The organism is Massilia agri (assembly GCF_024753255.1).
GTDB classification, from domain to species: domain Bacteria; phylum Pseudomonadota; class Gammaproteobacteria; order Burkholderiales; family Burkholderiaceae_D; genus Telluria; species Telluria agri.
Map to the genome: position 1 here is coordinate 45,640 of NZ_JANUHA010000016.1, position 24,598 is coordinate 70,237.

The 24,598-nt window shown below is 65.1% G+C and carries 16 protein-coding genes, 3 tRNA genes and 1 pseudogene; 14 read left to right on the forward strand and 6 right to left on the reverse strand.

Annotated features, from left to right (window positions below; translation table 11 throughout):
• Positions 1-30 precede the first annotated feature (30 nt).
• On the reverse strand, positions 31-840 hold the full coding sequence (gene hpnC, locus NX780_RS19465) for a squalene synthase HpnC (RefSeq protein ID WP_258829541.1): 810 nt from the start codon (positions 838-840) through the stop codon (positions 31-33).
• Positions 841-944: 104 nt separating this feature from the next.
• Here hpnC and NX780_RS19470 point away from each other — a divergent pair, with 104 nt between their 5' ends.
• From NX780_RS19470 to NX780_RS19520, 11 genes are all read left to right on the forward strand, one after another.
• Positions 945-2,117, forward strand: a complete 1,173-nt coding sequence (locus NX780_RS19470) for an efflux RND transporter periplasmic adaptor subunit (protein WP_258829542.1) — start codon at positions 945-947, stop codon at positions 2,115-2,117.
• Positions 2,114-5,215: an efflux RND transporter permease subunit gene (locus NX780_RS19475; RefSeq protein ID WP_258829543.1), complete on the forward strand. Its 3,102-nt coding sequence runs from the start codon at positions 2,114-2,116 to the stop codon at positions 5,213-5,215. The genes NX780_RS19470 and NX780_RS19475 overlap by 4 nt, the downstream gene beginning before the upstream one ends.
• Positions 5,216-5,466: 251 nt before the next feature.
• Positions 5,467-5,553 (forward strand) — tRNA-Leu (locus NX780_RS19480).
• 31 nt (positions 5,554-5,584) lie between these two features.
• On the forward strand, positions 5,585-6,925 hold the full coding sequence (gene tig, locus NX780_RS19485; protein ID WP_258829544.1) for a trigger factor: 1,341 nt from the start codon (positions 5,585-5,587) through the stop codon (positions 6,923-6,925).
• 133 nt (positions 6,926-7,058) lie between these two features.
• Positions 7,059-7,676: an ATP-dependent Clp endopeptidase proteolytic subunit ClpP gene (gene clpP / locus NX780_RS19490; protein WP_159696901.1), complete on the forward strand. Its 618-nt coding sequence runs from the start codon at positions 7,059-7,061 to the stop codon at positions 7,674-7,676.
• Positions 7,677-7,850: 174 nt separating this feature from the next.
• Positions 7,851-9,119 (forward strand): ATP-dependent Clp protease ATP-binding subunit ClpX, encoded by a 1,269-nt coding sequence (gene clpX, locus NX780_RS19495; RefSeq protein ID WP_227803045.1) that lies wholly within the window; start codon positions 7,851-7,853, stop codon positions 9,117-9,119.
• Between the two features lie 269 nt (positions 9,120-9,388).
• Positions 9,389-11,797 carry an endopeptidase La gene (lon, locus tag NX780_RS19500; protein ID WP_258829545.1) on the forward strand — a complete coding sequence of 803 codons (2,409 nt, stop codon included), beginning with the start codon at positions 9,389-9,391 and terminating at the stop codon, positions 11,795-11,797.
• A 191-nt stretch (positions 11,798-11,988) separates the two neighbouring features.
• Positions 11,989-12,261 (forward strand): non-specific DNA-binding protein Hbs, encoded by a 273-nt coding sequence (hbs, locus tag NX780_RS19505; RefSeq protein ID WP_005671138.1) that lies wholly within the window; start codon positions 11,989-11,991, stop codon positions 12,259-12,261.
• A 68-nt stretch (positions 12,262-12,329) separates the two neighbouring features.
• Positions 12,330-12,406, forward strand: a tRNA-Asp gene (locus NX780_RS19510).
• 19 nt (positions 12,407-12,425) lie between these two features.
• Positions 12,426-12,502 (forward strand) — tRNA-Asp (locus tag NX780_RS19515).
• A 117-nt stretch (positions 12,503-12,619) separates the two neighbouring features.
• Positions 12,620-14,542, forward strand: coding sequence for a SurA N-terminal domain-containing protein (locus NX780_RS19520; protein ID WP_258829546.1), 1,923 nt, complete (start codon positions 12,620-12,622; stop codon positions 14,540-14,542).
• Positions 14,543-14,645: 103 nt separating this feature from the next.
• Here the strand turns inward: NX780_RS19520 and mnmH are convergent, their stop codons facing one another.
• Together mnmH and NX780_RS19530 are read right to left on the reverse strand one after the other, a co-directional pair.
• On the reverse strand, positions 14,646-15,701 hold the full coding sequence (gene mnmH, locus NX780_RS19525; RefSeq protein ID WP_258829547.1) for a tRNA 2-selenouridine(34) synthase MnmH: 1,056 nt from the start codon (positions 15,699-15,701) through the stop codon (positions 14,646-14,648).
• On the reverse strand, positions 15,698-16,333 hold the full coding sequence (locus tag NX780_RS19530; RefSeq protein WP_258829548.1) for an arylesterase: 636 nt from the start codon (positions 16,331-16,333) through the stop codon (positions 15,698-15,700). The genes mnmH and NX780_RS19530 overlap by 4 nt, the downstream gene beginning before the upstream one ends.
• Between NX780_RS19530 and NX780_RS19535 the strand changes: the two genes are divergently transcribed.
• Positions 16,332-17,048, forward strand: a complete 717-nt coding sequence (locus tag NX780_RS19535; protein ID WP_258829549.1) for an ABC transporter ATP-binding protein — start codon at positions 16,332-16,334, stop codon at positions 17,046-17,048. The genes NX780_RS19530 and NX780_RS19535 overlap by 2 nt on opposite strands.
• A 4-nt stretch (positions 17,049-17,052) precedes the next feature.
• Here the strand turns inward: NX780_RS19535 and NX780_RS19540 are convergent, their stop codons facing one another.
• A complete protein-coding gene (locus NX780_RS19540; protein ID WP_258829550.1) occupies positions 17,053-18,546 on the reverse strand; it encodes an NAD(P)H-hydrate dehydratase in 1,494 nt (497 codons plus the stop codon).
• Between the two features lie 86 nt (positions 18,547-18,632).
• Here NX780_RS19540 and NX780_RS19545 point away from each other — a divergent pair, with 86 nt between their 5' ends.
• A complete protein-coding gene (locus tag NX780_RS19545) occupies positions 18,633-22,232 on the forward strand; it encodes a hydantoinase B/oxoprolinase family protein (RefSeq protein WP_258829551.1) in 3,600 nt (1,199 codons plus the stop codon).
• Here NX780_RS19545 and NX780_RS19550 read toward each other — a convergent pair whose 3' ends face one another.
• A complete protein-coding gene (locus NX780_RS19550; protein WP_258829552.1) occupies positions 22,233-23,048 on the reverse strand; it encodes a PEP-CTERM sorting domain-containing protein in 816 nt (271 codons plus the stop codon).
• Positions 23,049-23,176: 128 nt separating this feature from the next.
• A complete protein-coding gene (locus NX780_RS19555) occupies positions 23,177-23,812 on the reverse strand; it encodes a class I SAM-dependent rRNA methyltransferase (protein WP_258829553.1) in 636 nt (211 codons plus the stop codon).
• A 314-nt stretch (positions 23,813-24,126) separates the two neighbouring features.
• Here NX780_RS19555 and NX780_RS19560 point away from each other — a divergent pair.
• A pseudogene (locus NX780_RS19560) lies at positions 24,127-24,555 on the forward strand (CPBP family intramembrane glutamic endopeptidase); the annotation flags it as partial.
• Positions 24,556-24,598 lie beyond the last annotated feature (43 nt).

Below are 24,598 nucleotides of genomic sequence, written 5' to 3' on the forward strand. Positions count from 1 at the left end.
TCCGCTATCTTAGCCGATGCGGGGCGCGCCCTACATTTTCAGGGCGCGCCAGGCGACGACGATCCAGTCGGCCGGCTGCAGGGTCGGGCGCCGCGTAAAGACGTCGTAGTCGACCTTCTCGATCGCTTCCAGGATCCGCAGGCCGCCCTGGATCATCAGGCGCAGCTCCCAGCCGACCCGGCCCGGCAGGCGCAAGGCCAGCGGCGCGCCGCTCTGTATCAGGGCGCGCGCCCGGTCGACCTCGAAGCGCATCAGGGCGCGCCAGGCCGGGCTGGCGGGGTCGCGGCCGAGTTCGGTCTCGAGGACGGCATGGCGTTCCAGGTCTTCCCGGGGGATGTAGATCCGGCCCTTGGCCAGGTCGATCGCGACGTCCTGCCAGAAGTTAATGAGCTGCAGGGAAGTGCAGATCGCGTCCGAATCGCGCAGGTTGCGCTCGTCCACGGCATCGTACAGTTCCAGCATCAGGCGCCCGACCGGGTTGGCGGAGCGTCGGCAATAGTCGAGCAGTTGGGTGTAGTCGGCATAGCGGGCGGTGACCACGTCCTGGCGGAAGGCCGACAGCAGGTCGTGCATCGGCGCCACCGGCAGCCGGTACTCGGCAACCACCCGGGCCAGGCGCGCGAACATCGGGTCGGCGGGGATGGCGCCGCGTTCGATGGCGTCCAGTTCCTGGCCATAGCGCTCCAGGCTCGCCTGCCGCTCGGCAGGCAGGGCATCGCCCTCGTCGGCGATATCATCGGCGCTGCGGGCAAAGGCATAGATGGCTTCGACGGCCGGCACCAGGCGGCGCGGCAGCAGGAATGATGCAACCGGAAAGTTTTCGTAATGCTCGACGGGCATATTTGACTGTTGACTCTAAAGTCAGATTCTTTGCTCTTTCCATGATTATAATTGCTCAATTACAAATGCCCTAGCGCAGCAAATCCACCAGCAAAGGATTCCCCGTGTCCGCTCTCCCGCATTCCGCTTCCCGCCATTCCCCCTGCCTCGTCCGCGCCGCCTGCGCCGCGCCCCTCCTGCTCCTGCTGCTGGCAGGCTGCGGCAAGGAAGAGGCCAAGGTCGAAGACATCCGCCCGGTCCGCGTCGTCAAGCTCGCCGCCGGCGACGGCGCCGAGCGCGTCGAGTTCTCGGGCGACGTGCGTCCGCGCTACGAGTCGCGCCTGGGCTTCCGGGTCGGCGGCAAGATCGTCGAGCGCAAGGTCGACGTGGGCGCGAACGTCAAGGACGGCCAGGTCCTGATGCGCCTCGACCCGCAGGACCTGCGCCTGGCCGAGGCCCAGGCCAGGGCCACCCTGCGCGCCGCCGAGACCGAGCGCGACCTGGCCCAGGCCGACTACAAGCGGCACCAGAACCTGCGCGCCCAGAACTTCGTCAGCCAGGCGGTGCTGGATGCCAAGCAGGCGGCCCTGCGCGCGGCCCAGGCGAACGTGGACGCGGCGCGCGCGGGCTTCCGCGGCCAGTCGAACCAGGCCGGCTACGCCAACCTGGAGTCCGACACGAATGGCGTGGTGACGGCGGTCGACGCCGAAGTCGGCCAGGTCGTCGCGGCCGGCGCGCCGGTGGTGCGCGTGGCGCGCACGGACGAGAAGGAAGTGGTGATCGGCATCCCGGAAGACCGCGTCGAGCAGCTGCGCAAGGCCAGCGACGTCAAGGTGCGCCTGTGGGCCAATCGCGACGAAGCCATCCCCGGCAAGATCCGCGAAGTCTCGCCGGTGGCCGACCCGGCCACCCGCACGTATACGGTGAAAGTCTCGATTCCCGCCAATCCCGAGGTGCGCCTTGGGATGACGGCCACCGTCGACATGGCCGCAGGCGGCACGGGCGATGCCTCGCGCCTGCGCGTGCCTCTCAGCGCCCTGGTGCAGGACAAGGGCGCGACCAGCGTCTGGGTCGTCGAGAACGGGGCGGTGCAGCTGCGCCGCGTGCAGGTGGCGGGCCAGGCCGGCAACGACATCCTGCTGGCGGGCGGCGTGCAGCCGGGACAGACCGTGGTGACGGCCGGCGTGCACCTGCTCAAGCCCGGCCAGAAGGTCAGGATCCTGACGGCCGACGTCTCGCGCCGCGGCGACACCGAAGCCGCCGCAGTGGGCGCTGGCGCGCAAGGGGACGCTAAATGATCAAGGGCTTCAACCTGTCGCGCTGGGCGCTGGAACACATCCCGCTCACGCGCTACCTGATCGCGGCCCTCCTGATCGGCGGCATTCTCAGCTACCAGCAGCTGGGCCAGGACGAGGACCCGCCCTTCACCTTCCGCGCGATGGTGGTGAAGGCCGTGTGGCCGGGCGCCACCGCCGTGCAGATGGCCGAGCAGGTGACCGACCCGCTCGAGCGCAAGCTCCAGGAGACGCCGTATATCGACAAGATCCGCAGCTTCTCCAAGCCGGGCGAGACCACCATCATCCTCGAGCTGCGCGAATCGACGCCGCCCGCCGAAACGGGGCCGACCTGGTACCAGGTGCGCAAGAAGATCGGCGACATGGCCGGCACGCTCCCGCAGGGTGTGGTGGGACCCTTCTTCAACGACGAATTCGGCGACACCTACGGTTCGATCTTCGCCCTGTCCGGCGACGGCTTCACCCAGGCCGAGATGCGCGACTACGCCGACTTCGTGCGCCAGCAGCTGCTGAAAGTGCCGCTGGTCTCGAAAGTGGAGCAGTTCGGCGTGCAGCAGGAGAAGGTCTACATCGAATTCTCGAGTAAGAAATTCGCCCAGCTGGGCGTGCCCTTCGAGCAGATCGTCAACCAGATCGCGACCCAGAACGGGGTCGAGGCCAGCGGCGTGCTGGTCACGCCGACGGACAACCTGCAGGTGCGGGTCACGGGCGCCTTGAAGACGACCGAACTGCTGGAAAACCTCCAGCTGCGCGCCGGGAACACGACCTTCCGCCTGGGTGACTTCGCCGTCGTCAAGCGAGGCTACCAGGATCCGCCGCAGGACAAGATGCGCTACAACGGCAAGGAAGTCATCGGCCTGGGCGTGTCGATGGAGAAGGGCGGGAACATCATCAAGCTGGGCGAGGGGCTGGATGCGACGGTACGGTCGGTCCGCGCCCAGCTGCCGGTCGGCATCGAGCTCGAAAGGGTGGCCAACCAGCCGCAGGCGGTGACCGCCTCGGTCAACGAGTTCATCAAGGTGCTGGCCGAGGCGGTCATCATCGTGCTGGCGGTGTCCTTCATTTCGCTGGGCCTGCACACCAAACCCAAGCTGCGCATCGACGTGCGGCCGGGCCTCGTGGTGGCCCTGACCATTCCCCTGGTGCTGGCGATTACCTTCCTCTTCATGCGCGTCTTCGACATCTCGCTGCACAAGATCTCGCTGGGCGCCCTGATCATCGCGCTGGGCCTGCTGGTGGACGACGCCATCATCGCGGTCGAGATGATGGTGAGGAAGATGGAGGAGGGGATGTCGCGCTTCGAGGCCGCCACGTTCGCCTACACCTCCACCGCGATCCCGATGCTGACGGGGACCCTGATCACGGCGGCCGGCTTCCTGCCGATCGGCCTGGCCAAGTCGGCGGCGGGGGAATACACCTTCACGATGTTCTCGGTGAACGCGCTCGCCCTCCTGATTTCCTGGGTGGCGGCGGTGGTGTTCACGCCCTATATCGGCTACATCCTGCTGAAGGTGAAACCGCACGGCCAGGGCGAATCCTCGCACGACGTGTTCGACAGCCCGGCCTACGAGCGCTTCCGCCGCCTGGTCAACCGCTGCGTGGAGTGGCGCAAGACCACCATTGCGCTCAGCCTGGGCGTGTTCGCACTGGGCGTGTTCGGCTTCAACTTCATCGAGAAGCAGTTCTTCCCCGATTCCAGCCGTCCCGAGCTGATGGTCGAGATGTGGTCGCCCGAAGGCACCAGTTTCACCGCCAACGAGGCGACCGTGAAGCGTTTCGAGGCCTTCCTTGCGAAGCAGCAGGGCGTGCAGAGCGTGACGAGCTATGTCGGCACCGGCAGCCCGCGTTTCTACCTGCCGCTGGACCAGATCTTCCCGCAGTCGAACGTCTCGCAGCTGGTCGTGCTGCCCGTCGATGCCGAGGCGCGCGACAGGCTGCGCTTGACCATCGAGGACGCCTTCCGCAACGATTTTCCCGAGGTGCGCGGCCGGGTGAAGCTGCTGCCGAACGGTCCGCCGGTGGCCTACCCGGTGCAGTTCCAGGTGCTGGGTCCGGACATCGGCATCGTGCGCAAGGTCGCCGACCAGGTCAAGGACGTCATGCGCGCCAACCAGAACACGGTCGGCGTGAACGACAACTGGAACGAGGCGGTCAAGGTGCTGCGCCTGGACCTCGACCAGGACAAGCTGCGCGCGCTGGGCGTGACCTCGCAGGCCGTGCGCCGCGTGGTGAACACGACCCTCACCGGCACCCCGGTGGGCCAGTTCCGCGAAACCAACCGCCTGATCGACATCGTGGTGCGCCAGCCGGTCGAGGAGCGCTCGACCATCACCCGCCTGTCGGAAGCACTCGTACCGACGGCCGGTGGCGGCGCCGTGCCGATCGGGCAGGTGGCGAGGGTGCAGTTCGTGTGGGAGCCGGGCGTGGTCTGGCGCGAGGGGCGCGAGTGGGCGATCATGGTCCAGTCCGACGTCGTCGCCGGCATCCAAGGGCCGACCGTCACGGCCCAGGTCGACGAAAAGCTGGCCGACATCCGTTCCAAACTGCCGGCCGGCTACCGCGTGAAAGTGGAGGGCGCCGCGGCCGACAGCTCGGACGCGGAAGCCTCGATCATGGCGAACGTGCCGCTGGTGCTGTTCATCGTGTTCACGCTCCTGATGCTGCAGCTGCACAGCTTCTCGCGCGCATTGCTGGTCTTCCTCACGGGGCCGCTGGGCATCGCCGGCGCCGCCATGGCCCTGCTGGTGTTCGACCGCCCCTTCGGCTTCGTCGCCAACCTGGGCGTGATCGCCCTGTTCGGCATGATCATCCGCAACTCGGTGATCCTGGTGGACCAGATCGAGCAGGACATCGCCGCCGGCGCCGAAGCCTGGGACGCGATCGTGGAGGCGGCGGTGCGCCGCTGCCGTCCGATCCTGCTGACGGCCGCAGCGGCGGCGCTGGCCATGATTCCGCTGTCGCGGTCCGTGTTCTGGGGGCCGATGGCGGTGGCCATCATGGGCGGCCTGCTGGTGGCGACCGCTCTGACCCTGCTGTTCCTGCCGGCCTTGTATGCGGCCTGGTTCCGGGTAAAGAAACCGGTGGGCGCCAAGGTCGCGTGATTGGACCGGTGGTTGGAAGGCGTGGGCGCTCGCGCGCCCACGCGTCCAGCCAGATCATGCATATGGATAAGCCTCTTCTCATCTATATGGATGAGCTCGAGGTCCGGCACGCCTAGCAAAAAACGCCCAATAGTGACAGAAAATCCAGTAAAATATTCGTTTGAAGTTGTAGCCCCTAAACAGAGGAGTGCAGGGCGGCCGGTTTCACTGTCGGGCGCCCTTTGTTTTTGTGGCAGAAAATGCAATCCTGCGCGAGGATGGCGAAATTGGTAGACGCACCAGGTTTAGGTCCTGACGCCAGCAATGGTGTGGGGGTTCGAGTCCCCCTCCTCGCACCACGAATAATTATTTTTTTGGACGATTTTTATAATGGCAACTGCAGTCGAAACCCTGGGTAAACTCGAGCGTCGCTTGACGATCTCTTTTCCGGTAGCTGACGTCCGTACGGAGGTCGAAAAGCGCCTCAAGCAGCAGGCCAAGACGGCAAAGGCTCCGGGCTTCCGTCCGGGCAAGGTGCCGCTCAAGATGGTCGCGGCCCAATACGGCTACCAGATCGAATCGGATGTGCTGAACGACAAGGTCGGCCGCGCGTTCAACGCCGCAGCCAACGAGAACCAGCTGCGCGTTGCCGGCTTCCCGAAAATCGAGCCGAAGCAGGATGCGCCGGAAGGCACCCTGGCGTTTGACGCGACCTTCGAAGTCTACCCGGACGTCGTGATCGGCGACCTGGCCAATGTGGAAATCGAAACCGTGTCGGCCGACGTGTCGGACGCCGAGATCGACAAGACCATCGACATCCTGCGCAAGCAGCGCGTGCACTACCACACCAAGGGTGAGGCAGGCGAGCACGGCACCGGTGGCGAAGCCGTGGCTGCCAACGGCGACCGCGTGACCGTCGACTTCGTCGGCAAGATCGACGGCGAGGAATTCGCTGGCGGCAAGGCCGAAAACTACCCCTTCGTGCTGGGCGAAGGCCGCATGCTGCCGGAATTCGAAGCCGCGACCGTCGGCCTGAAAGTCGGCGAGAGCAAGACCTTCCCGCTGCCTTTCCCCGAGGACTACCATGGTAAGGATGTGGCCGGCAAGACCGCCGAGTTCACCATCACCCTGAAGAACCTCGAGTGGGCCCACATGCCGGAAGTCGACGCCGAGTTCGCCAAGTCGCTGGGCATCGAAGACGGCTCCATCGAAAAGATGCGCGCCGACATCAAGACCAACCTGGAGCGTGAAGTCAACGCCCGCATCAAGGCCCGCAACAAGGACGCCGTGATGGACGCCCTGGTCAAGTCGACCGAGTTGGAAGTGCCGAAGGCAATGATCCAGCAGGATTCGGAGCGCCTGGCCGAGATGACCCGCCAGGACATGATGCAGCGTGGCATGGATGTCAAGTCGATGCCGTTCCCGGCCGAGATGTTCGCCGACAAGGCCGAGCGCCGCGTGCGCCTGGGCCTGATCCTGTCGCAGCTGGTGGCCGACAACAAGCTGGAAGCCACCCAGGAGCAGGTGAAAGCCCAGATCGAAGACTTCTCGCAGAGCTACGAAGACCCGAAAGAAGTCCTGAAGTACTATTACAGCGACCGTCGCCGCCTGGCCGAAGTGGAAGCTCTTGTATTGGAAGAAAACGTCGTTAACTATGTCCTCGGCAAGGCGAAGGTCAGCACCAAGACCATCGCTTTCGATGAACTGATGGGTGGCAACCCACAGGGTTAAAAATAGCCCGACCCGTATGGGTTTCGGTTTATCGTCGGGTGGACGTCATGCCGGGTGCTGCCCGGGATGACGTCCACCCGACGTGTCTGGAGGCTAGGTTTTTTAACCCATTTTTACAAGGAACGAGACAGGTATGATTCGTAATCCGGCATTGGATACCCAAGCACTCGGCCTCGTGCCGATGGTGGTCGAACAGAGCGGCCGCGGCGAGCGCGCCTATGACATCTACTCGCGCCTCCTCAAGGAGCGCGTGATCTTCCTGGTCGGTCCTGTCAACGACCAGATGGCCAACCTGATCGTGGCCCAGCTGCTGTTCCTGGAGAGCGAGAATCCGGACAAGGACATCTCGCTGTACATCAACTCCCCGGGCGGTTCGGTCTCGGCGGGCCTGGCGATCTTCGACACGATGAACTTCATCAAGCCGGACGTCTCCACCCTGTGCACCGGCCTGGCCGCCTCGATGGGCGCCTTCCTGCTGGCCGCCGGCGCCAAGGGGAAGCGTTTCTCGCTGCCGAACTCGCGCGTGATGATCCACCAGCCGTCCGGCGGTTCCCAGGGCATGGCCTCGGACATCGAGATCCAGGCCAAGGAAATCCTGTACCTGCGCGAGCGCCTGGCGCGCATCATGGCCGACAACACCGGCCAGAGCATCGAGCAGATCCACCGCGACACCGACCGCGACCGCTTCATGTCGGCGGAAGAGGCTGTCGAGTACGGCATGATCGACCGCGTACTGACCAACCGCGCATAAGGGCAGCAATACCAGCTGCGCGTTGCGACGCCGTCAAAGGTGTTGCCAAAAAACGCCCGGGCGCAAAACGTGTTCGGGCGTTTCGTTTTTATTTCGGGTAGCATGTTCGTGTGCGCACTTGTTGCGTGCTCGTATTAGCGTTATATTCAAGCAACTTATTAGATAACCTGCCCCATGTCTGACAAAAAATCCTCCAGCGGCGAAAAACTTCTGTACTGCTCTTTCTGCGGAAAAAGCCAGCACGAAGTGAAGAAGCTGATCGCGGGCCCGTCGGTGTTCATCTGCGATGAATGCATCGATTTGTGCAACGACATCATCCGCGACGAGACCTCCAACGTCGAGTCGGTGGCGGGCGCGAAGTCCGACCTGCCGACGCCGCACGAAATCACCGAACTGCTCGACCAGTACGTGATCGGCCAGCAGACGGCCAAGCGCATCCTGTCGGTGGCGGTGTACAACCATTACAAGCGCCTCAAGCACCTGGGCAAGAAGGACGACGTCGAACTGGCCAAGAGCAATATCCTGCTCGTGGGCCCGACCGGTTCCGGCAAGACCCTGCTGGCCCAGACCCTGGCGCGCATGCTCAACGTTCCCTTCGTGATCGCCGACGCGACCACGCTGACCGAAGCCGGCTATGTCGGCGAAGACGTCGAGAACATCATCCAGAAGCTGCTGCAAAGCTGCAACTACGAAGTCGAGAAAGCCCAGCGCGGCATCGTCTACATCGATGAAATCGACAAGATTTCGCGCAAGTCCGACAACCCGTCGATCACCCGTGACGTCTCGGGCGAGGGCGTGCAGCAGGCGCTGCTGAAGCTGATCGAGGGCACCATGGCCTCGGTCCCTCCGCAGGGCGGCCGCAAGCATCCGAACCAGGACTTCGTCCAGATCGACACGACCAACATCATGTTCATCTGCGGCGGCGCATTCGACGGCCTGGCGAAGATCATCCAGAACCGTTCGGAAAAGAGCGGCATCGGCTTCGCGGCCACGGTCAAGAGCCAGACCGAGCGCGCCAACAGCGAAATCCTGATGGAAGCCGAGCCGGAAGACCTGATCAAGTTCGGCCTGATCCCCGAGCTGGTCGGCCGTCTGCCGGTCGTCGCCACCCTGAGCGAGCTGACCGAAGAGGCGCTGATCCAGATCCTGATCGAGCCGAAGAATGCTTTGATCAAGCAATACTCGAAGCTGCTTGAAATGGAAGGCGCCGAACTCGAAATACGTCCTGCGGCCCTGCACGCGATTGCGCGCAAGGCTTTGGCCCGCAAGACCGGCGCCCGCGGCCTGCGCTCGATCCTCGAGCACGCGCTGCTGGACGTGATGTACGAGCTGCCAAGCCAGCAAAACGTCGTGAAGGTCGTTATTGATGAAAATACGATCACGAATGGCGCAAAACCTTTGCTGATTTACAGCGAAACGCCAAAAGCTTCTGGGGAAAATTAAAAAAGCCCTGCACGCTTGCAACAAAAGTCTTGCCGTACGGATTCTTGAAGGTACAATTTACTTCAATAAAAGACGTAGGCTTCAATCGAAAAGCCACTCGCGGGTTCGCTCGTGCGGTGGCTTTTTCTTTTGAAAATGCGAATTTTATTGGAACGGCTATATTTTCTAGAAATTGGTATTCTTTTACTTGAAGAAAATATTTTCGCAGCGGTCTTGAGATTCAGGCTGCGAGCGCCCAAGTTCAGCAACACGCTTTTATAAGGTACGCCATGACAACTTCGAAATTAACCGAGCAAACGACGCTGCCCCTCCTGCCGCTGCGCGACGTGGTCGTGTTCCCGCATATGGTGATACCTCTGTTCGTCGGCCGTCCGAAATCCATCAAGGCCCTGGAAGCCGCGATGGAGCAGGGCAAGAGCATCATGCTGGCCGCCCAGAAGGCTGCCGCCAAGGACGAACCTTCCGCCGCAGACATCTACGAGATCGGCTGCGTGGCCAATATTCTGCAAATGCTGAAGCTCCCCGACGGCACCGTGAAGGTGCTGGTGGAAGGCGCCCAGCGCGCGCGCATCGACCACATCACCGATGGCGCGACCCACTTCACCGCCGAGCTGACCCCGGTCGCTTCGGAAATCGGCGACGATTCCGAAGTCGAGGCCATGCGCCGCGCCATCGTCCAGCAGTTCGACCAGTACGTCAAACTCAACAAGAAGATCCCGCCGGAGATCCTCGCCTCGCTGGCGGGCATCGACGACGCCGGCCGCCTGGCCGACACCGTCGCCGCGCACCTGCCGCTCAAGCTCGAGCAGAAGCAGGTCATCCTGGAGATCTTCAACGTCGCCAAGCGCCTCGAGCACCTGCTCGGCCAGCTGGAAGGCGAACTCGACATCCTGCAGGTCGAGAAGCGCATCCGCGGCCGCGTCAAGCGCCAGATGGAGAAGTCGCAGCGCGAGTACTACCTGAACGAACAGGTCAAGGCCATCCAGAAAGAGCTGGGTGAAGGCGAAGACGGCGCCGATATCGAGGAACTCGAGAAGAAGGTGATCGCCGCCAAGATGCCGAAAGAGGCGCTGGAAAAGGCGCAGGGCGAGATCAAGAAGCTCAAGATGATGTCGCCGATGTCGGCCGAAGCCACCGTCGTGCGCAACTACATCGACACCCTGGTTGGTCTGCCGTGGAAGAAAAAGTCCAAGGTCACCATTGACCTGGAAAAGGCCCAGCAAGTGCTGGAAGCCGACCACTACGGCCTCGACAAGATCAAGGAACGCATCCTCGAGTACCTCGCGGTGCAACAGCGCGTCGACAAGCTGAAGGCCCCGATCCTGTGCTTCGTCGGTCCTCCGGGCGTGGGTAAAACCTCCCTGGGCGAATCGATCGCCCGCGCCACCAACCGCAAGTACGTGCGCATGGCGCTCGGCGGCGTGCGCGACGAGGCCGAGATCCGCGGCCACCGCCGTACCTATATCGGCTCGATGCCGGGCAAGGTGCTGCAGTCGCTCGCCAAGGTCGGCGTGAGGAATCCCTTGTTCCTGCTCGACGAGATCGACAAGATGGGCGCGGACTTCCGCGGCGACCCGTCGTCGGCCCTGCTCGAAGTGCTGGACCCGGCGCAGAACCATACCTTCAGCGACCACTACGTCGAAGTCGACTTCGACCTGTCGGACGTGATGTTCGTGGCGACCTCGAACTCGTTCAACATCCCGCCGGCGCTGCTCGACCGGATGGAAGTGATACGCCTGTCCGGGTATACCGAGGATGAGAAGACCAGCATCGCGCAGCGCTACCTGCTGCCGAAGCAGATCAAGAACAACGGCCTGAAGGAAGGCGAGATCAAGGTCGAGGAATCGGCGATCCGCGACATCATCCGCTACTACACCCGTGAAGCGGGCGTGCGTTCGCTCGAGCGCGAGATCTCGAAGATCTGCCGCAAGGTCGTCAAGATGCTGCTGCTGACGAAAGCCGAGAAGCGCATCCTGGTCAACGCCAAGAACCTAGACAAGTTCCTGGGCGTGCGCCGCTATGATTTCGGCGTCGCCGAGAAGGAAAACCAGATCGGCCAGGTGGTCGGCCTGGCCTGGACCGAAGTCGGCGGCGACCTGCTCACGATCGAAGCGGTCAACGTGCCGGGCAAGGGCGCCATCATCCGCACCGGCACCCTGGGCGACGTGATGAAGGAATCGATCGAAGCGGCCCGCACCGTGGTCCGTTCGCGCGCGCAGCGCTTCGGCATCAAGGCGGAGACCTTCGAGAAGACCGACATCCACATCCACGTGCCGGAAGGCGCGACGCCCAAGGATGGTCCGTCGGCAGGTATCGGCATGACCACCGCCCTGGTCTCGGCCTTCACCGGCATCCCGGTGCGCGCCGACGTGGCGATGACGGGCGAGATCACGCTGCGCGGCGAAGTCCTGCCGATCGGCGGCCTGAAGGAGAAGCTGCTGGCGGCGCATCGCGGCGGCATCAAGACGGTCCTGATCCCCGAGCAGAACGTGAAGGACCTGGCCGACATCCCGGACAACGTCAAGAACAAGCTCGAGATCGTGCCGGTGCGCTGGATCGAGAAGGTGCTGGAAGTGGCGCTGGAGCGCCAGCCGGAAGCGCTCAGCGATGTGCCGGCCACCGTTGCCGTGGCTCCGGCCGCGACGGCGGATGGCTCGACCGACGTGGTCAAGCACTAAACCGCCTGCACACTCCGCTAAACAGGCGCCCTCGGGCGCCTGTTTTTCTTGCGCGGTACGCGGCTTGCGAACAACCCGACGCGACCCTCGACGCATGTTGCTTGACATACCAATGTTGCCCTTGTTTAATACGCGCTTGCACTTTTGCAAGTAGGCGCCGCGGCGTCAAACGAACACACGAGGGTTGAGAAGTGAACAAGACAGAACTGATCGAAGAAATCGCGAAGTCCGCGGACATCACCAAGGCCTCGGCAACGCGTGCTCTCGACGCGATGATCGAAGCCGTGACCGAGTCCCTGAAGAAGAACGACAGCGTCACGCTGGTCGGCTTCGGCACCTTCACCGTGGGCGAGCGCGCCGCACGTACGGGCCGCGATCCGCGCACCAAGGAACCGATCAAGATTAAGGCTGCGAAGGTTCCGAAATTTAAGGCTGGTAAAGCTCTGAAAGATGCTGTAAACTAATGCCTTCTCTGCAGTGACATGCAGGGAGCACTACCTGCAAAGGTATTGCGATGTAGTGAATTCTTGTTGGAGCGGTAGTTCAGTTGGTTAGAATACCGGCCTGTCACGCCGGGGGTCGCGGGTTCGAGCCCCGTCCGCTCCGCCAACATCCACAACATTATTCTGGAGCGGTAGTTCAGTTGGTTAGAATACCGGCCTGTCACGCCGGGGGTCGCGGGTTCGAGCCCCGTCCGCTCCGCCAGAATTCAGTAAGATCCGAAGTCTGCAAAGGCCTCGGGAAACGAGAAGAGGCGAACGCGAGTTCGCCTTTTTTTTTAACCTGTGCTGTTAAAGCATTTTCAACCTTGAATGGCTGACCATGTTTGATTTTGTCCGTAACAACAAGCGCGTGATGCAGGGGCTGCTGCTCGTGATCATCGTGCCGTCGTTCGTGTTAGTGGGTCTCGAGAGCTACCAGGACCGCGGTGACGCCGCCGCCGGCGTGGCAACCGTGGCCGGCCAGAAGGTCACCCAGCAGGAATGGGAAGAAGCCCAGCGCCGCCAGATCGACCAGGCGCGCCAGATGATGGGCCCGCAGTTCGACCAGAAGATGTTCGAGACGCCGGAAGCCAAGCAGGCCATCCTGAACAACCTGGTCGCCGAGCGCGCGATCAACGCCGAGATCGCGGCCAGTCACATGACCGTCGGCGACGCCGCCATCGCCAAGCAGATCGCCGACATCCCCGGCCTGCGCAAGCCCGACGGCAGCTTCGACATGGAGCAGTACAAGTCGCTGCTGGCCGCCCAGGGCCTGACCCCGAGCATGTACGACCAGCGCCTGCGCCGCGACCTGACCGTCCAGCAGCTGGCCGGTTCGATCCAGCAGACCGCCTTCGCGCCGCGCACGGTCGCGACCCGCCTGTCGGACATCAACGACCAGGAACGCGAAGTGCAGGAACTGGTCTTCCCGATCGCCCAGTACCTGCCGCAGGTGAAGGTGACCGACGAGATGGTCAAGGCCTACTATGACAATAACGCCCAGCTGTTCACCATCCCGGAACAGGTGAAGGCGGAGTACGTCCTGTTCGACGCGGACGCCGTGGCCAGCCAGGTACAGGTGAGCGATGCCGAAGTCACGGACTACTACAACAAGAACCTCAAGGTCTACACGACGCCGGAACAGCGCACCGCGAGCCACATCCTGATCAACCTGGCGCGCGACGCCAAGCCGGCCGAGCAGGCCGCTGCCAAGGCCAAGGCGGAAAGCGTGCTGGCGGAGGTTCGCAAGAACCCGGCCAACTTCGCCGAGATCGCCAAGGCACAGTCGCAGGACCAGGGCTCGGCCGCGCAGGGCGGCGACCTGGGCGTGGTCGAGAAGGGCGTCTTCGTCAAGCCGGTCGAGGACGCGATCTACGCGCTCAAGGAAGGTGAAGTGAGCGGCCTGGTGCAGTCGGAATTCGGCTACCACGTCATCAAGGTGACTTCGCTCAAGCCTGCCCAGCAAAAGCCTTTGGCCGAAGCCAAGGACGAGATCGCGGCCGACCTGAAGAAGCAGAAGCTGTCGAAGAAGTATTCGGAGATGGCCGAGACCTTCACCAATATGGTGTACGAGCAGTCGGAGAGCCTCAAGCCCGTCGCCGACAAGCTGGGCCTGAAGATCGAGACCGTCGAGGGCCTGACCCGCAAGCCGAATCCGGCGCTGGCACAGGCGCCGTACAACAACGAGAAGTTCCTGGCTGCGATCTTCGGCGTGGACGCGGTCAAGAACAAGCGCAACACCGAAGCCATCGAGGTGTCGCCGAGCGTGCTGATCTCGGGCCGCGTGGTCGAGTTCAAGCCTGCCACCAAGCGTCCGCTGGCCGAAGTTGACGCCCAGATCCGCCAGCGCGTGACCCTGGAAGAAGCGGCCCGTCTGGCGCGCGCCGCCGGCGAGCAGAAGCTGGCCGCCGTGAAGGCATCCGGCGACGCCACCGGCTTCGGCGCGCCGACCGTGGTCGCCCGCACCAAGCAGCCGACCATCAACACCGCCGCGGCCCTCGCCGTGCTGAAAGCGGACGTGAGCAAGCTGCCGGCCTATGTGGGCGTGGAAGTGCCGGGCCAGGGCTATGGCGTCTACCGCATCGGCAAGGTCTCGCAGCCCGCGGCACCGGACACCGCGCGCCGCACCCAGGAAGCGCAGCAGATCGGCCAGCTGGTGGGCCAGGCGGAGATGTACAACTACGTCGAAGCGCTCAAGACCAAGGCCAAGGCCAAGGTCACCGTCTCGCCGTCGCAACTGGGCGTGCGCAGCGACGCGCAATAAGACGCCGTAGGCGAGCAAGGCATAAAAAAAGCCCGGCTGCGTGAGCAGTCCGGGCTTTTTGTCTTGTGGACGGACGCGCTGTCCGTAGGGCGCGCCCCGGTGTTCAGGCGGCGTGCAACTTGCGCGCCGCGGCTTCGAAATCGCCCTTCGAGATATCGCCCAGCTCCAGCAGCTGCGCCTTCGGGTACTGCACGAAGTTGCGGTCGATCGAACGCAGGTAGGCCGGGTCGTAGTGCTGCACCAGGAGCTGGTCCACCAGCTCCGGCATCGCGCCGCTGTTGGCCATCTCCTGCCACGCGGTGATCGTGTCGCGACCATGCAGCTGGACCAGGTGGTCGAGCTGCCCGTTCAGGGCCGACGGATCGGCGCAGAAGTGCTCGTAATCTTCCATCAGCAGGCGCACGCGGTTCTCGCGCGAAAGGGACAGGGCGATGCAGGGCGAGGCCCGCATGCGCGCCATGACGGCTTCCGGCACGCGCAGGTTGCCGACCTTCTTGCTCTCGGATTCGACGAAGACGGGCCTGGCCGGATCGAAGCGGCGCAGCAGGTCCCAGATCTGGCTCTCGAACCACTTCTGGGTGGGCTGCGGCTCGTTCGGCAGGTGCCCCAGCACGGAGCCGCGGTGGGCGGCCAGCTTCTCGAGGTCGAGCACCTGGGCGCCGATGCCGTCCAGGGTTTCGAGCAGGCGGCTCTTGCCGCTGCCCGTGGTGCCGCACACCACGCGGAAATCGAGCTCGGGCGGATTCTCCAGGCTGCCGGCTACGTGGGCGCGGTAGGCCTTGTAGCCGCCATCGAGCTGCACCACCGGCCAGCCGATCTTCGCCAGGATGTGGGCCATCGAGCCGCTGCGGTTGCCTCCGCGCCAGCAATACACGAGCGGCTTCCACTCGCGCGGCTTGTCCGCCCACAGGGTCTCGATGTGGCGCGCGATGTTGGCGGCCACCAGGGGCGCGCCGACGCGCTTGGCTTCGAAGGGGCCGGTCTGCTTGTACAGCGTGCCGACCCGGATGCGCTGGGCGTCGTCCAGCACCGGGGCGTTGATGGCGCCGGGAATGCGGTCGAGCGCGTACTCGGACTCGCTGCGCGCGTCGATGATGGTGTCGAACGCGTCCAGTGCAGGGAGGATGTCGGCAAAGCTGAGGACGGCGGGGTATTTCATTGTTTTTTCACGAGGCCGGAGAAAGTAGGCCAGATATTGTTCAGGATGATGGGATGGGCGGCGGCCAGCGGGTGCAGGCGGTCCTGCTGGAACAGGCTCGGCTTGTCGGCCACGCCTTCCAGCATGAAGGGTACCAGCGGCGACTTGGTCTCGTTCGCGATCTTCTTGAACATATTGAAGAAGCTCTCGGTATAGGCGCGCCCGTAGTTTGGCGGCATGCGCATCCCGATCAGCATGACCTTGGCCTTCTTCTGTTGGGCCATGCTCACCATCGCGCGCAGATTGCTTTCGGCCGAGGCCACCGGCAGTCCGCGCAGGCCATCGTTGGCGCCCAGTTCGATGACGACGATGTGCGGCTTGTGCTGGTCCAGCAGGGCGGGCATGCGGGTGCGCCCGCCGATGGTCGTCTCGCCGCTGATGCTGGCGTTGACGATGGTGGCGGGGATTTTCTCCTGCTTGAGCTTGCGCTCGAGCAGGGCGACCCAGCCCGTGCCGCGGGTGATGCCGTACTCGGCCGAAAGGCTGTCGCCCACCACGAGTACGGTTTTTGGTGCAGAATAGGCGCTCGCCGACGCGGCCAGCATCAAGCACGCAATCACGGACAACTTTTTAAGACTACGAAGAAGAAGCATGCGCGATAACCCCGAGGTGTTCAAGAATGGTGCGGCAGCCGAAACTGCCCGGCCGCCGGCAATCGTCGTCAGCGGCCTGTCGAAGCGGGTGGCGGACGCCAGCGGCGAACTCACCATCCTGCAAAACATCGATTTTACCGTGCAAGCGGCCGAGACGCTCGCGCTCGTCGGCGCTTCGGGCTCGGGCAAGTCGACCCTGCTCGGCCTGCTGGCCGGCCTCGACACGCCAAGCGAGGGCAAGGTCGTGCTCGACGGCACCGATATCTTCGCCCTTGACGAGGACGGCCGCGCGGCGTTTCGCAAGGCCAAGCTCGGTTTCGTGTTCCAGTCCTTCCAGCTGCTCGCCCACCTGAACGCGCTCGAGAACGTGATGCTGCCGCTGGAACTGCGCGGCGACCCGGACGCGCGCGCCAGGGCCGAGGCCATGCTGGGACGGGTCGGATTGTCGAGTCGCCTGAAGCATTATCCGAAATACCTGTCGGGCGGCGAGCAGCAGCGCGTCGCGCTGGCACGGGCCTTCGTCACCGAACCGCCGCTGCTGTTCGCGGACGAGCCGACCGGCAGCCTGGATGCGGCCACCGGCGAGTCCGTGATCCAGCTGATGTTCGAACTGAACCGCGAACGCGGCTCGACCCTGGTGCTCGTCACGCACGATCCGGCGATGGCGGCCCGCTGTGGGCGCACCATCACGATCGCGGCCGGCCGCCTGGCGTAAGACGCTAGGACACTTCCGCGACCAGCAGATTGAGCACTGCCCGCGCCGCCGCGGGCAGCTCTCCGGCCGTCATCCCGATCGGCCCGATGCCATGGGCGACCAGCAGGTCCGCCGCCGCGCCGTGGATCCAGGCTGCGCCGATCGCCGCTTCCCCTGCCGGCCAAGCCTGGGCCAGCAGCGCGCCGCAAATCCCGGCGAGCACGTCGCCACTGCCGGCCGTGGCCAGCCCCGCATTCCCGGTCGGATTGATCACGAGAGCGCCGTCGGGCTGCGCGATGACGGAACCCGAGCCCTTCAGGATCACGGTCGCCCGCGTGCGCAGGGCGATCTCGCGCGCCGCCGCCAGGCGGTCGGCCTGGATCACGCCCGTGCTCTGGCCGAGCAGGCGTGCCGCTTCCAGCGGATGCGGCGTCAAGACGCTCGGGGCGCCGCGGCCGGCAAGGCGGGCCAGCAGGTCGGGACTCGCGCCGATCAGGTTGATGGCATCGGCATCGACCAGGAGCGGGCTGTCGCTGTCGAGCGCCCTGGCCAGCAGGCGCATCGCGCCCGCGGAGTCGCCCATGCCGGGGCCGATGACGAGGGTGCGGCCTGTGAAATCGAATCCGTCGGCCGTGCGGAACATCAGTTCCGGCTGGACGCTGTCGTAGCCCGGGCCGGAATCCAGCATGGCGACGAAGACCCGGCCCGCGCCGCCATACAGGGCGCCGCGCGCCGCCAGCACCGGCGCGCCCGCCATGCCATGGGCGCCGCCGAGCACGGCGACGTCGCCGAAGCTGCCCTTGTGGCTGTTGTGGCGCCGCGCCGCCAGGCGATGCGCGAACAGCTCGGCCGTACCGAGGCGCGCGGAAGGTGGGGGCAGCAGCTCCGGGCTGACGCCCAGCATCTCCACCCGTACATGTCCCGCTGAATCGCGCCCATCCAGGGTGTGCAGGCCTGACTTGTCGCCCAGGAAGGTGATGGTGTGGGTCGCGCGAACCGCGACGCCCCCGGGGCCGATGACGGCGCCGGTATCGGCGTCCAGCCCGCTCGGCACGTCGAGGGCCAGCACGGGGCAGCGCATCGCATTGACCGCTTCCACCATCTCGCGGTAGTCGCCCTCGATCGGACGGGCCAGCCCGATCCCGAACAGGCCGTCCACCACCAGGCCCCAGTCGCCGCTGGGCGGCAGCATGTCGATGAAGCCGACGGTGCCGCTCCTGGCGCGCTCGTGGGCCGACTGGGCCTCGTCGGAGATCTCGCGCTGGCCCGGCTGGAACAGCACGGTGGCGTCGACGCCGCTGTCGGCCAGGTTGGCCGCCACTTCGAGCGCGTCGCCGCCGTTGTTGCCGGGGCCGGCCAGCACCAGCACCGGCTTGTCGCGCCGCTCGCCCAGCAGTTCGAGGGCGAAGCGGGCGGCCGCGTCACCGGCGCGGCGCATCAGGGTTCCGGGCGGCAGGCCGGCACAGGCCGCCTCTTCGATGGCGCGTACCTGCGCCACGGTGTAAAGATGATTGTCCATGTTCCGCATTGTCGTCCATTTTCGCCGGGGCGGTCGCGCGCAGCGGCTAGAATGGCGGGATCGACAGCATAGGGCAGGAGGGAAGCATGGACTGGCAGTTCTGGATCGATCGCGGCGGCACCTTCACCGACATCGTGGCGCGCAGGCCCGACGGGCAGCTCCTGACCCACAAGCTGCTGTCCGAGAACCCGGAACAGTACCGCGACGCGGCGGTGGCCGGCATCCGCCACCTGCTCGGCGTGGCGGCAGGCGAATCGATTCCCGCGGCCCTGGTCGAGGCGGTCAAGATGGGCACGACGGTGGCCACCAATGCGCTGCTGGAGCGCAAGGGCGAGCCGACCGTGCTGGCCATTACGAAAGGGTTTCGCGACGCGCTGCGCATCGCCTACCAGAACCGGCCGCGCCTGTTCGACCGCCACATCGTGCTGCCCGAGCTGCTGTATGCCGAGGTGATCGAGGTCAGCGAGCGCATGGGCGCGCATGGCGAAGTGGTGCGCGAACTGGACGAGCCGGCCACGCGCGCGGCGCTGCAGGCGGCCTATGATCGCGGCCTGCGCTCGCTTGCCATCGTCTTCATGCACGGCTACCGCTACACCGCGCACGAGGCGGCGGTGGCGCGCATCGCGCGCGGGATCGGCTTCACCCAGGTATCGAGTTCGCACGAGGTCAGTCCGCTGATGAAACTGGTGGCGCGCGGCGACACCACGGTGGTCGATGCCTATCTCTCGCCGATCCTGCGGCGCTATGTCGACCAGGTCGCCGGGGAATTGCCTGGGGTGAACCTGCAGTTCATGCAATCGAGCGGCGGCCTGACCGATGCGCGCGCCTTCCAGGGCAAGGACAGCATCCTGTCGGGGCCAGCCGGCGGGATCGTCGGCATGGTACGCGCCAGCCGCCTGGCCGGCTTCGAGCGCGTGATCGGCTTCGACATGGGCGGCACCTCGACCGACGTCTCGCATTACTCCGGGGAGTTCGAGCGCGTGTTCGAGACCCAGGTCGCCGGCGTGCGCATGCGCGCCCCGATGATGAGCATCCACACGGTGGCGGCCGGCGGCGGCTCGATCCTGCACTTCGACGGCGCCCGCTACCGCGTCGGCCCCGACAGCGCCGGCGCCAATCCGGGCCCGGCCAGCTACCGGCGCGGCGGGCCGCTCGCTGTCACCGACTGCAACGTCATGCTCGGCAAGATCCAGCCACGCCACTTCCCGCGCCTGTTCGGGCCGATGGGCGTCGACGCGCTGGACGACGTGGCCGTGCGTGCCGGTTTCGCTGCGATGGCGCAGGAGATCGGCGCCAGCACCGGCACGACGCCGGCGCCCGAGGAAGTGGCCGAAGGCTTCATCCGGATCGCGGTCGGGAATATGGCCAATGCCATCAAGCAGATCTCCGTGCAGCGCGGCCACGACGTCACCGAGTATGCCTTGACCAGCTTCGGCGGCGCCGGCGGGCAGCACGCCTGCCTGGTGGCCGACGCGCTGGGCATGAAGACGGTCTTCATCCATTCGCTGGCCGGCGTGCTGTCGGCCTACGGCATGGGCCTGGCCGACCAGACCGCGATGCGCGAGCGCGCCGTCGAACGGCGCCTGGCCGAACTCGCAAGCGATGCGCTGGCGCAGGAGCTCTCGGCCCTCGGCCAGGACGCGCGCGGCCAGCTGCGGAGGCAGGGCGTGGCGGAAGAACGCATCGAACTGGTCCAGCGCGTGCACCTGCGCTACGAGGGAACCGATTCGGCCATCGTCGTGCCCTTCGCCGACCCGGCCAGCATGCAGGCGGCATTCGAGCAGGCCTACAAGCGCCGCTATTCTTTCCTGATGCCCGCGCGCGGCCTGGTCGTCGAAGCGGTCTCCGTGGAAGCGATCGGCCGCTCGGACGCGCCCGGCGAGATGCAGGCGTCCGTCGTGTCGGCCGGCGCGCGGCCCCAGGCCAGCGAAACCGTCAGGATGTACAGCGGCGGCGCCTGGCATGACACCGGTATCTACGTGCGCGAATCCATCGGGCCAGGCGACATCGTGCGCGGCCCGGCCATCATCGCCGAAGCGAATGCGACCACCGTCGTCGAGCCGGGATGGCAGGCCGAGGTCACTTCCTATGACCACCTGGTGCTCAAGCGCGTGGAAGTGCTGCCCGAGCGGCGCGCCATCGGCACCGCGGCCGACCCGGTGATGCTGGAGATCTTCAACAACCTGTTCATGTCGATCGCCGAGCAAATGGGCCTGCGGCTGCAGAACACGGCCTATTCGGTGAACATCAAGGAGCGCCTGGACTTCAGCTGCGCGATCTTCGATGCAGGCGGCAACCTGGTCGCGAACGCGCCGCACATGCCGGTGCACCTCGGCTCGATGGGCGAGAGCATCAAGACCGTGATGCGCAGGAACGCGGGCAAGATGAAGGCCGGCGATGTCTATGTGCTCAACGATCCCTACAACGGCGGCACCCACCTGCCGGACGTCACGGTGATCTCGCCCGTGTTCGACGAGGCCGGGGACGAAATTCTGTTCTACGTCGGCTCGCGCGGCCACCACGCCGACATCGGCGGCACCACGCCGGGCTCGATGCCGCCGGACTCGCACCACATCGAGCAGGAGGGCATCCTGATCGACAACTTCAAGCTGGTCGACGGCGGCGACGGCATCCTGCGCGAAGATGCGGCGCGTGTCCTGCTCGGCAGCGGACGCTACCCGGCCAGGAATCCGGACCAGAACATGGCCGACCTGCGCGCCCAGGTGGCGGCCAACCAGAAAGGTGTCGAAGAGCTGCACCGCATGGTCGGCTACTATGGCCTGGACGTCGTGCGCGCCTACATGGGCCATGTGCAGGACAATGCGGAAGAAGCCGTGCGGCGCGTGATCTCGGCCCTCAAGGATGGCCGCTACAGCTATGACCTCGACAACGGCGCCCGCATCGAAGTGGCGATCCGCGTCGACAAGGCCAGCCGTAGCGCGGAGATCGATTTCACCGGCACTTCGGCCCAGCTGCCGAACAACTTCAATGCGCCGTCCGCCGTCTGCATGGCGGCGGTGCTCTACGTCTTCCGCACCCTGGTGGATGACGAGATTCCGCTGAACGGTGGCTGCCTCAAGCCGCTCAAGGTGATCATCCCGCCGGGTTCCATGCTCAATCCGCACTATCCGGCCTCGGTGGTGTCGGGGAACGTCGAGACCTCGACCTGCATCACGAATGCGCTCTACGGCGCGCTGGGCGTGATGGCGGCAAGCCAGGGCACGATGAACAACTTCACCTTCGGCAACGAACGCTACCAGTACTACGAAACCATTTCAGGAGGTGCCGGCGCTGGCGAGGGCTTCGATGGCACCGACGTGGTCCAGACGAACATGACCAACTCGCGCCTGACCGACCCGGAAATCCTCGAGTTCCGCTTCCCGGTGCGGCTGGAAAGCTACGAGATCCGCCGTGGTTCGGGCGGAGCAGGGCGCTGGCACGGTGGTAATGGGGGCACCAGGAAGGTGCGCTTCCTGGAGCCGATGACCGCGGCCATCCTGTCGAACAACCGCATCCATGCGCCTTTCGGCATGGCGGGTGGCGCGCCGGGCGAGCGCGGAAGGAACACGGTGCTGCGGGCCGACGGGACGGTGGAAACGCTCGGCCATATCGGCAAGGTGGACATGGGGCCGGGCGACCTGTTCGTGATCGAGACGCCCGGCGGCGGTGCCTACGGCGCTCCTTGATCAGATCCCCGGCTGCTTGCGTTTGCGGCGCCAGTACGCCGCAGTTCCCAGCCCGGCAAGCAGCAGGGCAGCAGAGCCAGGCTCCGACACCACGCCATTCGCGCCATAGCGCGTACCCGAAGCCGAGGCAATCGCGAAGTCCTCGACGAGCTGTCCCGCGCTGTCGCGCACCGCGATCTTGCTGAGGATCGCCGTATGGCTGAAGTCCGCCATGGCCGCCGAGCCTTCTTCCCACTGGAACACCTGGGCCAGGGCATAGAAGGAGAGCAGCATGTCGACCGGCGATCCGAAGACGATCGGCACCGTGATGGTGCCCACGCCGTCGATGACCGAGAAATTGCGCTGGCCTGCCCAGTCGAGCACGCCGTTATTGGCAGGGACGTACTGGAACAGGCTGCCGCCATAGGCGCCGCCGCTCTGGCTGGTGATGCCGTCGACTGCGAACGTGAAGTAGGCGGTGCCGCTGCCCTCGCCACCGGTGAAGGTGTAGGAGTCGATGAAACCGGAGCGCGAGCCCCCGGAGAAGAACGAGGGGAAGGCGCCGGCGCTCGCGTCCCCGCTCAGGCTCACGGCGGCGTAGTTCTTCAGGATGCCGTAGTCGGCCGATCCATGGGAATGGTAGTGCGCAGTGAAGTTCGTGCCGGGAACCGCCACCGATCCCTGGCAGGCGCTGGTGGCGCTCTGGCAGGCGTTCCAGCTGCGCGGGTCGGACGCGTTGTAGAAGCGGGCGTAATTGAGCGTCTCCAGCATCGGCCCGCCGAAGGCGGGCAGGGACAGCGCCGCAAGAAGGGCGCAGATCGTGCTTTTCAGTGTCATGGCATCTCCTCTGGTGTGAATACCCGCGTAGAGCAAAAAAGATGCCAGATTCAGAACAGCAGCAAGATCAATGGCTTAACCAATAGTTACTTCTAGCCTGTAAAATTTCCCGACAGGCAAGGCATCGATCAGCGCGGATAGATGAAACCCGTGCGGATGTCCATCGGCGCCAGCCGGCCGTCGACGCGCACCGTCAGGCGTTGCGGCGGCTCTTCGCCCGCCAGCACGCGCGCCCGGAACGGCAGCCCTTCGGCTTCCCGCACCAGCTTGTCGCAGCGTTCGTAGACGTTCGGGCAGCTCGTTTCCTTGAGCAGCGCCTGCACGATCGGGACCTTCCAGTATTCGACACCCCCGGCATTGAACTGGCAGACGAGGTAACCGTCGGCGCCACCGTAACCGTGGACCTGCAGGCCGGACAAGCCATCCTGTTCACCGTCGATCAGCGGCACCAGTGCCTGCGGATCGGCGCTGCGCCAGGTATCGATACGTCGGGACAGCCCCGCCTGCACGCGGCGCTTGATCAAGGCGTGGTCGACCGGCTCGTCCTCGCGCAGGGTCCAGACCCGGCCGGCAATCTGCGACTTGGCGTTGTAGGCGGCGCGGGCCAGGAATTGGCGCGAGGAAGACTGCACCAGCGCCGTGGCGCCGATCTTGCTGCGTTCGTGGGGCTTGCCCTCGACCTTGTCGATGGCCGACAGGTAGATCCACGGGTCGCCGCTCTGCAGGCTTTTTTCCTTGCCTTGTTTGATGGTGATGATGAGCATGTGGTGCTTTCGATTGCGAGACGCGGATCATACAGCACGCTTCACGCCAGGATTCGGGACTTTATCGCAATCCCGGTGACTGCGGGAGGAGCGACCGGCTAGAGTCCAGCTCCAATTCAGCTTTGATCAGCCACATGACCCTGCCAGCCAACACCCGTCAGTCCCTCGTCCAGCCAACGCCATCACGCATGCTGCTCGTCGCTGCCATGCTGATCTTTTTCTATCATTTCCCGCGGGCCTCAGGGAACGACTACCTCCTGCTGCTCTTTCCTTTGGCCGCCTGGTGGGGTTCGCGCTTGCTCGGCTTTCGCGGCATGCGGGCCTGGTACCTGGATGCACGCCCGGGCTGGCCGCGCCTGCTGGCGCTCGGACTGACGCTGGCAATCGCCGCCAAGTTCGCCGCCGTCGCGATCGGGACGCAGCGCGGCGTGTACACACTGGCCTGGCCGGATGCCGGAGCCGCTTCCGCGCTGGTCGCGACGCTGGCCTGGCTCCTGTTCTCGACCTTCGTCGCTTCGACGGCCGAGGACATCCTCACGCGCGGCCTCGTGCTGCGCGCTTTTCCACGACTTGGCCTGCATTGGGGAGTCGTCCTGCTGTCGTCGGGACTGTATGTGCTCAACCACGTGCACCGCCTGCACAAGGGCCCGGCCGAGTGGGTGATGCTGTTCTGCTTCGGACTCGCCTACGCGGCGGCGCTCTACCGCAGCCGGTCGCTGTGGGCGGCGGTGGGCCTGCATTGGGGCTGGAACCTCGCCAACGGCCTGCTCGACACCTTTGCCCGTG

Coding starts and splice junctions, on each gene's coding strand:
- hpnC (WP_258829541.1), bottom strand. CDS start 840: ATGCCCGTCGAGCATTACGAAAACTTTCCGGTTGCATCATTCCTGCTG.
- NX780_RS19475 (WP_258829543.1), top strand. CDS start 2,114: ATGATCAAGGGCTTCAACCTGTCGCGCTGGGCGCTGGAACACATCCCG.
- tig (WP_258829544.1), top strand. CDS start 5,585: ATGGCAACTGCAGTCGAAACCCTGGGTAAACTCGAGCGTCGCTTGACG.
- clpP (WP_159696901.1), top strand. CDS start 7,059: ATGATTCGTAATCCGGCATTGGATACCCAAGCACTCGGCCTCGTGCCG.
- clpX (WP_227803045.1), top strand. CDS start 7,851: ATGTCTGACAAAAAATCCTCCAGCGGCGAAAAACTTCTGTACTGCTCT.
- lon (WP_258829545.1), top strand. CDS start 9,389: ATGACAACTTCGAAATTAACCGAGCAAACGACGCTGCCCCTCCTGCCG.
- NX780_RS19520 (WP_258829546.1), top strand. CDS start 12,620: ATGTTTGATTTTGTCCGTAACAACAAGCGCGTGATGCAGGGGCTGCTG.
- mnmH (WP_258829547.1), bottom strand. CDS start 15,701: ATGAAATACCCCGCCGTCCTCAGCTTTGCCGACATCCTCCCTGCACTG.
- NX780_RS19535 (WP_258829549.1), top strand. CDS start 16,332: ATGCGCGATAACCCCGAGGTGTTCAAGAATGGTGCGGCAGCCGAAACT.
- NX780_RS19530 (WP_258829548.1), bottom strand. CDS start 16,333: ATGCTTCTTCTTCGTAGTCTTAAAAAGTTGTCCGTGATTGCGTGCTTG.
- NX780_RS19540 (WP_258829550.1), bottom strand. CDS start 18,546: ATGGACAATCATCTTTACACCGTGGCGCAGGTACGCGCCATCGAAGAG.
- NX780_RS19545 (WP_258829551.1), top strand. CDS start 18,633: ATGGACTGGCAGTTCTGGATCGATCGCGGCGGCACCTTCACCGACATC.
- NX780_RS19550 (WP_258829552.1), bottom strand. CDS start 23,048: ATGACACTGAAAAGCACGATCTGCGCCCTTCTTGCGGCGCTGTCCCTG.
- NX780_RS19555 (WP_258829553.1), bottom strand. CDS start 23,812: ATGCTCATCATCACCATCAAACAAGGCAAGGAAAAAAGCCTGCAGAGC.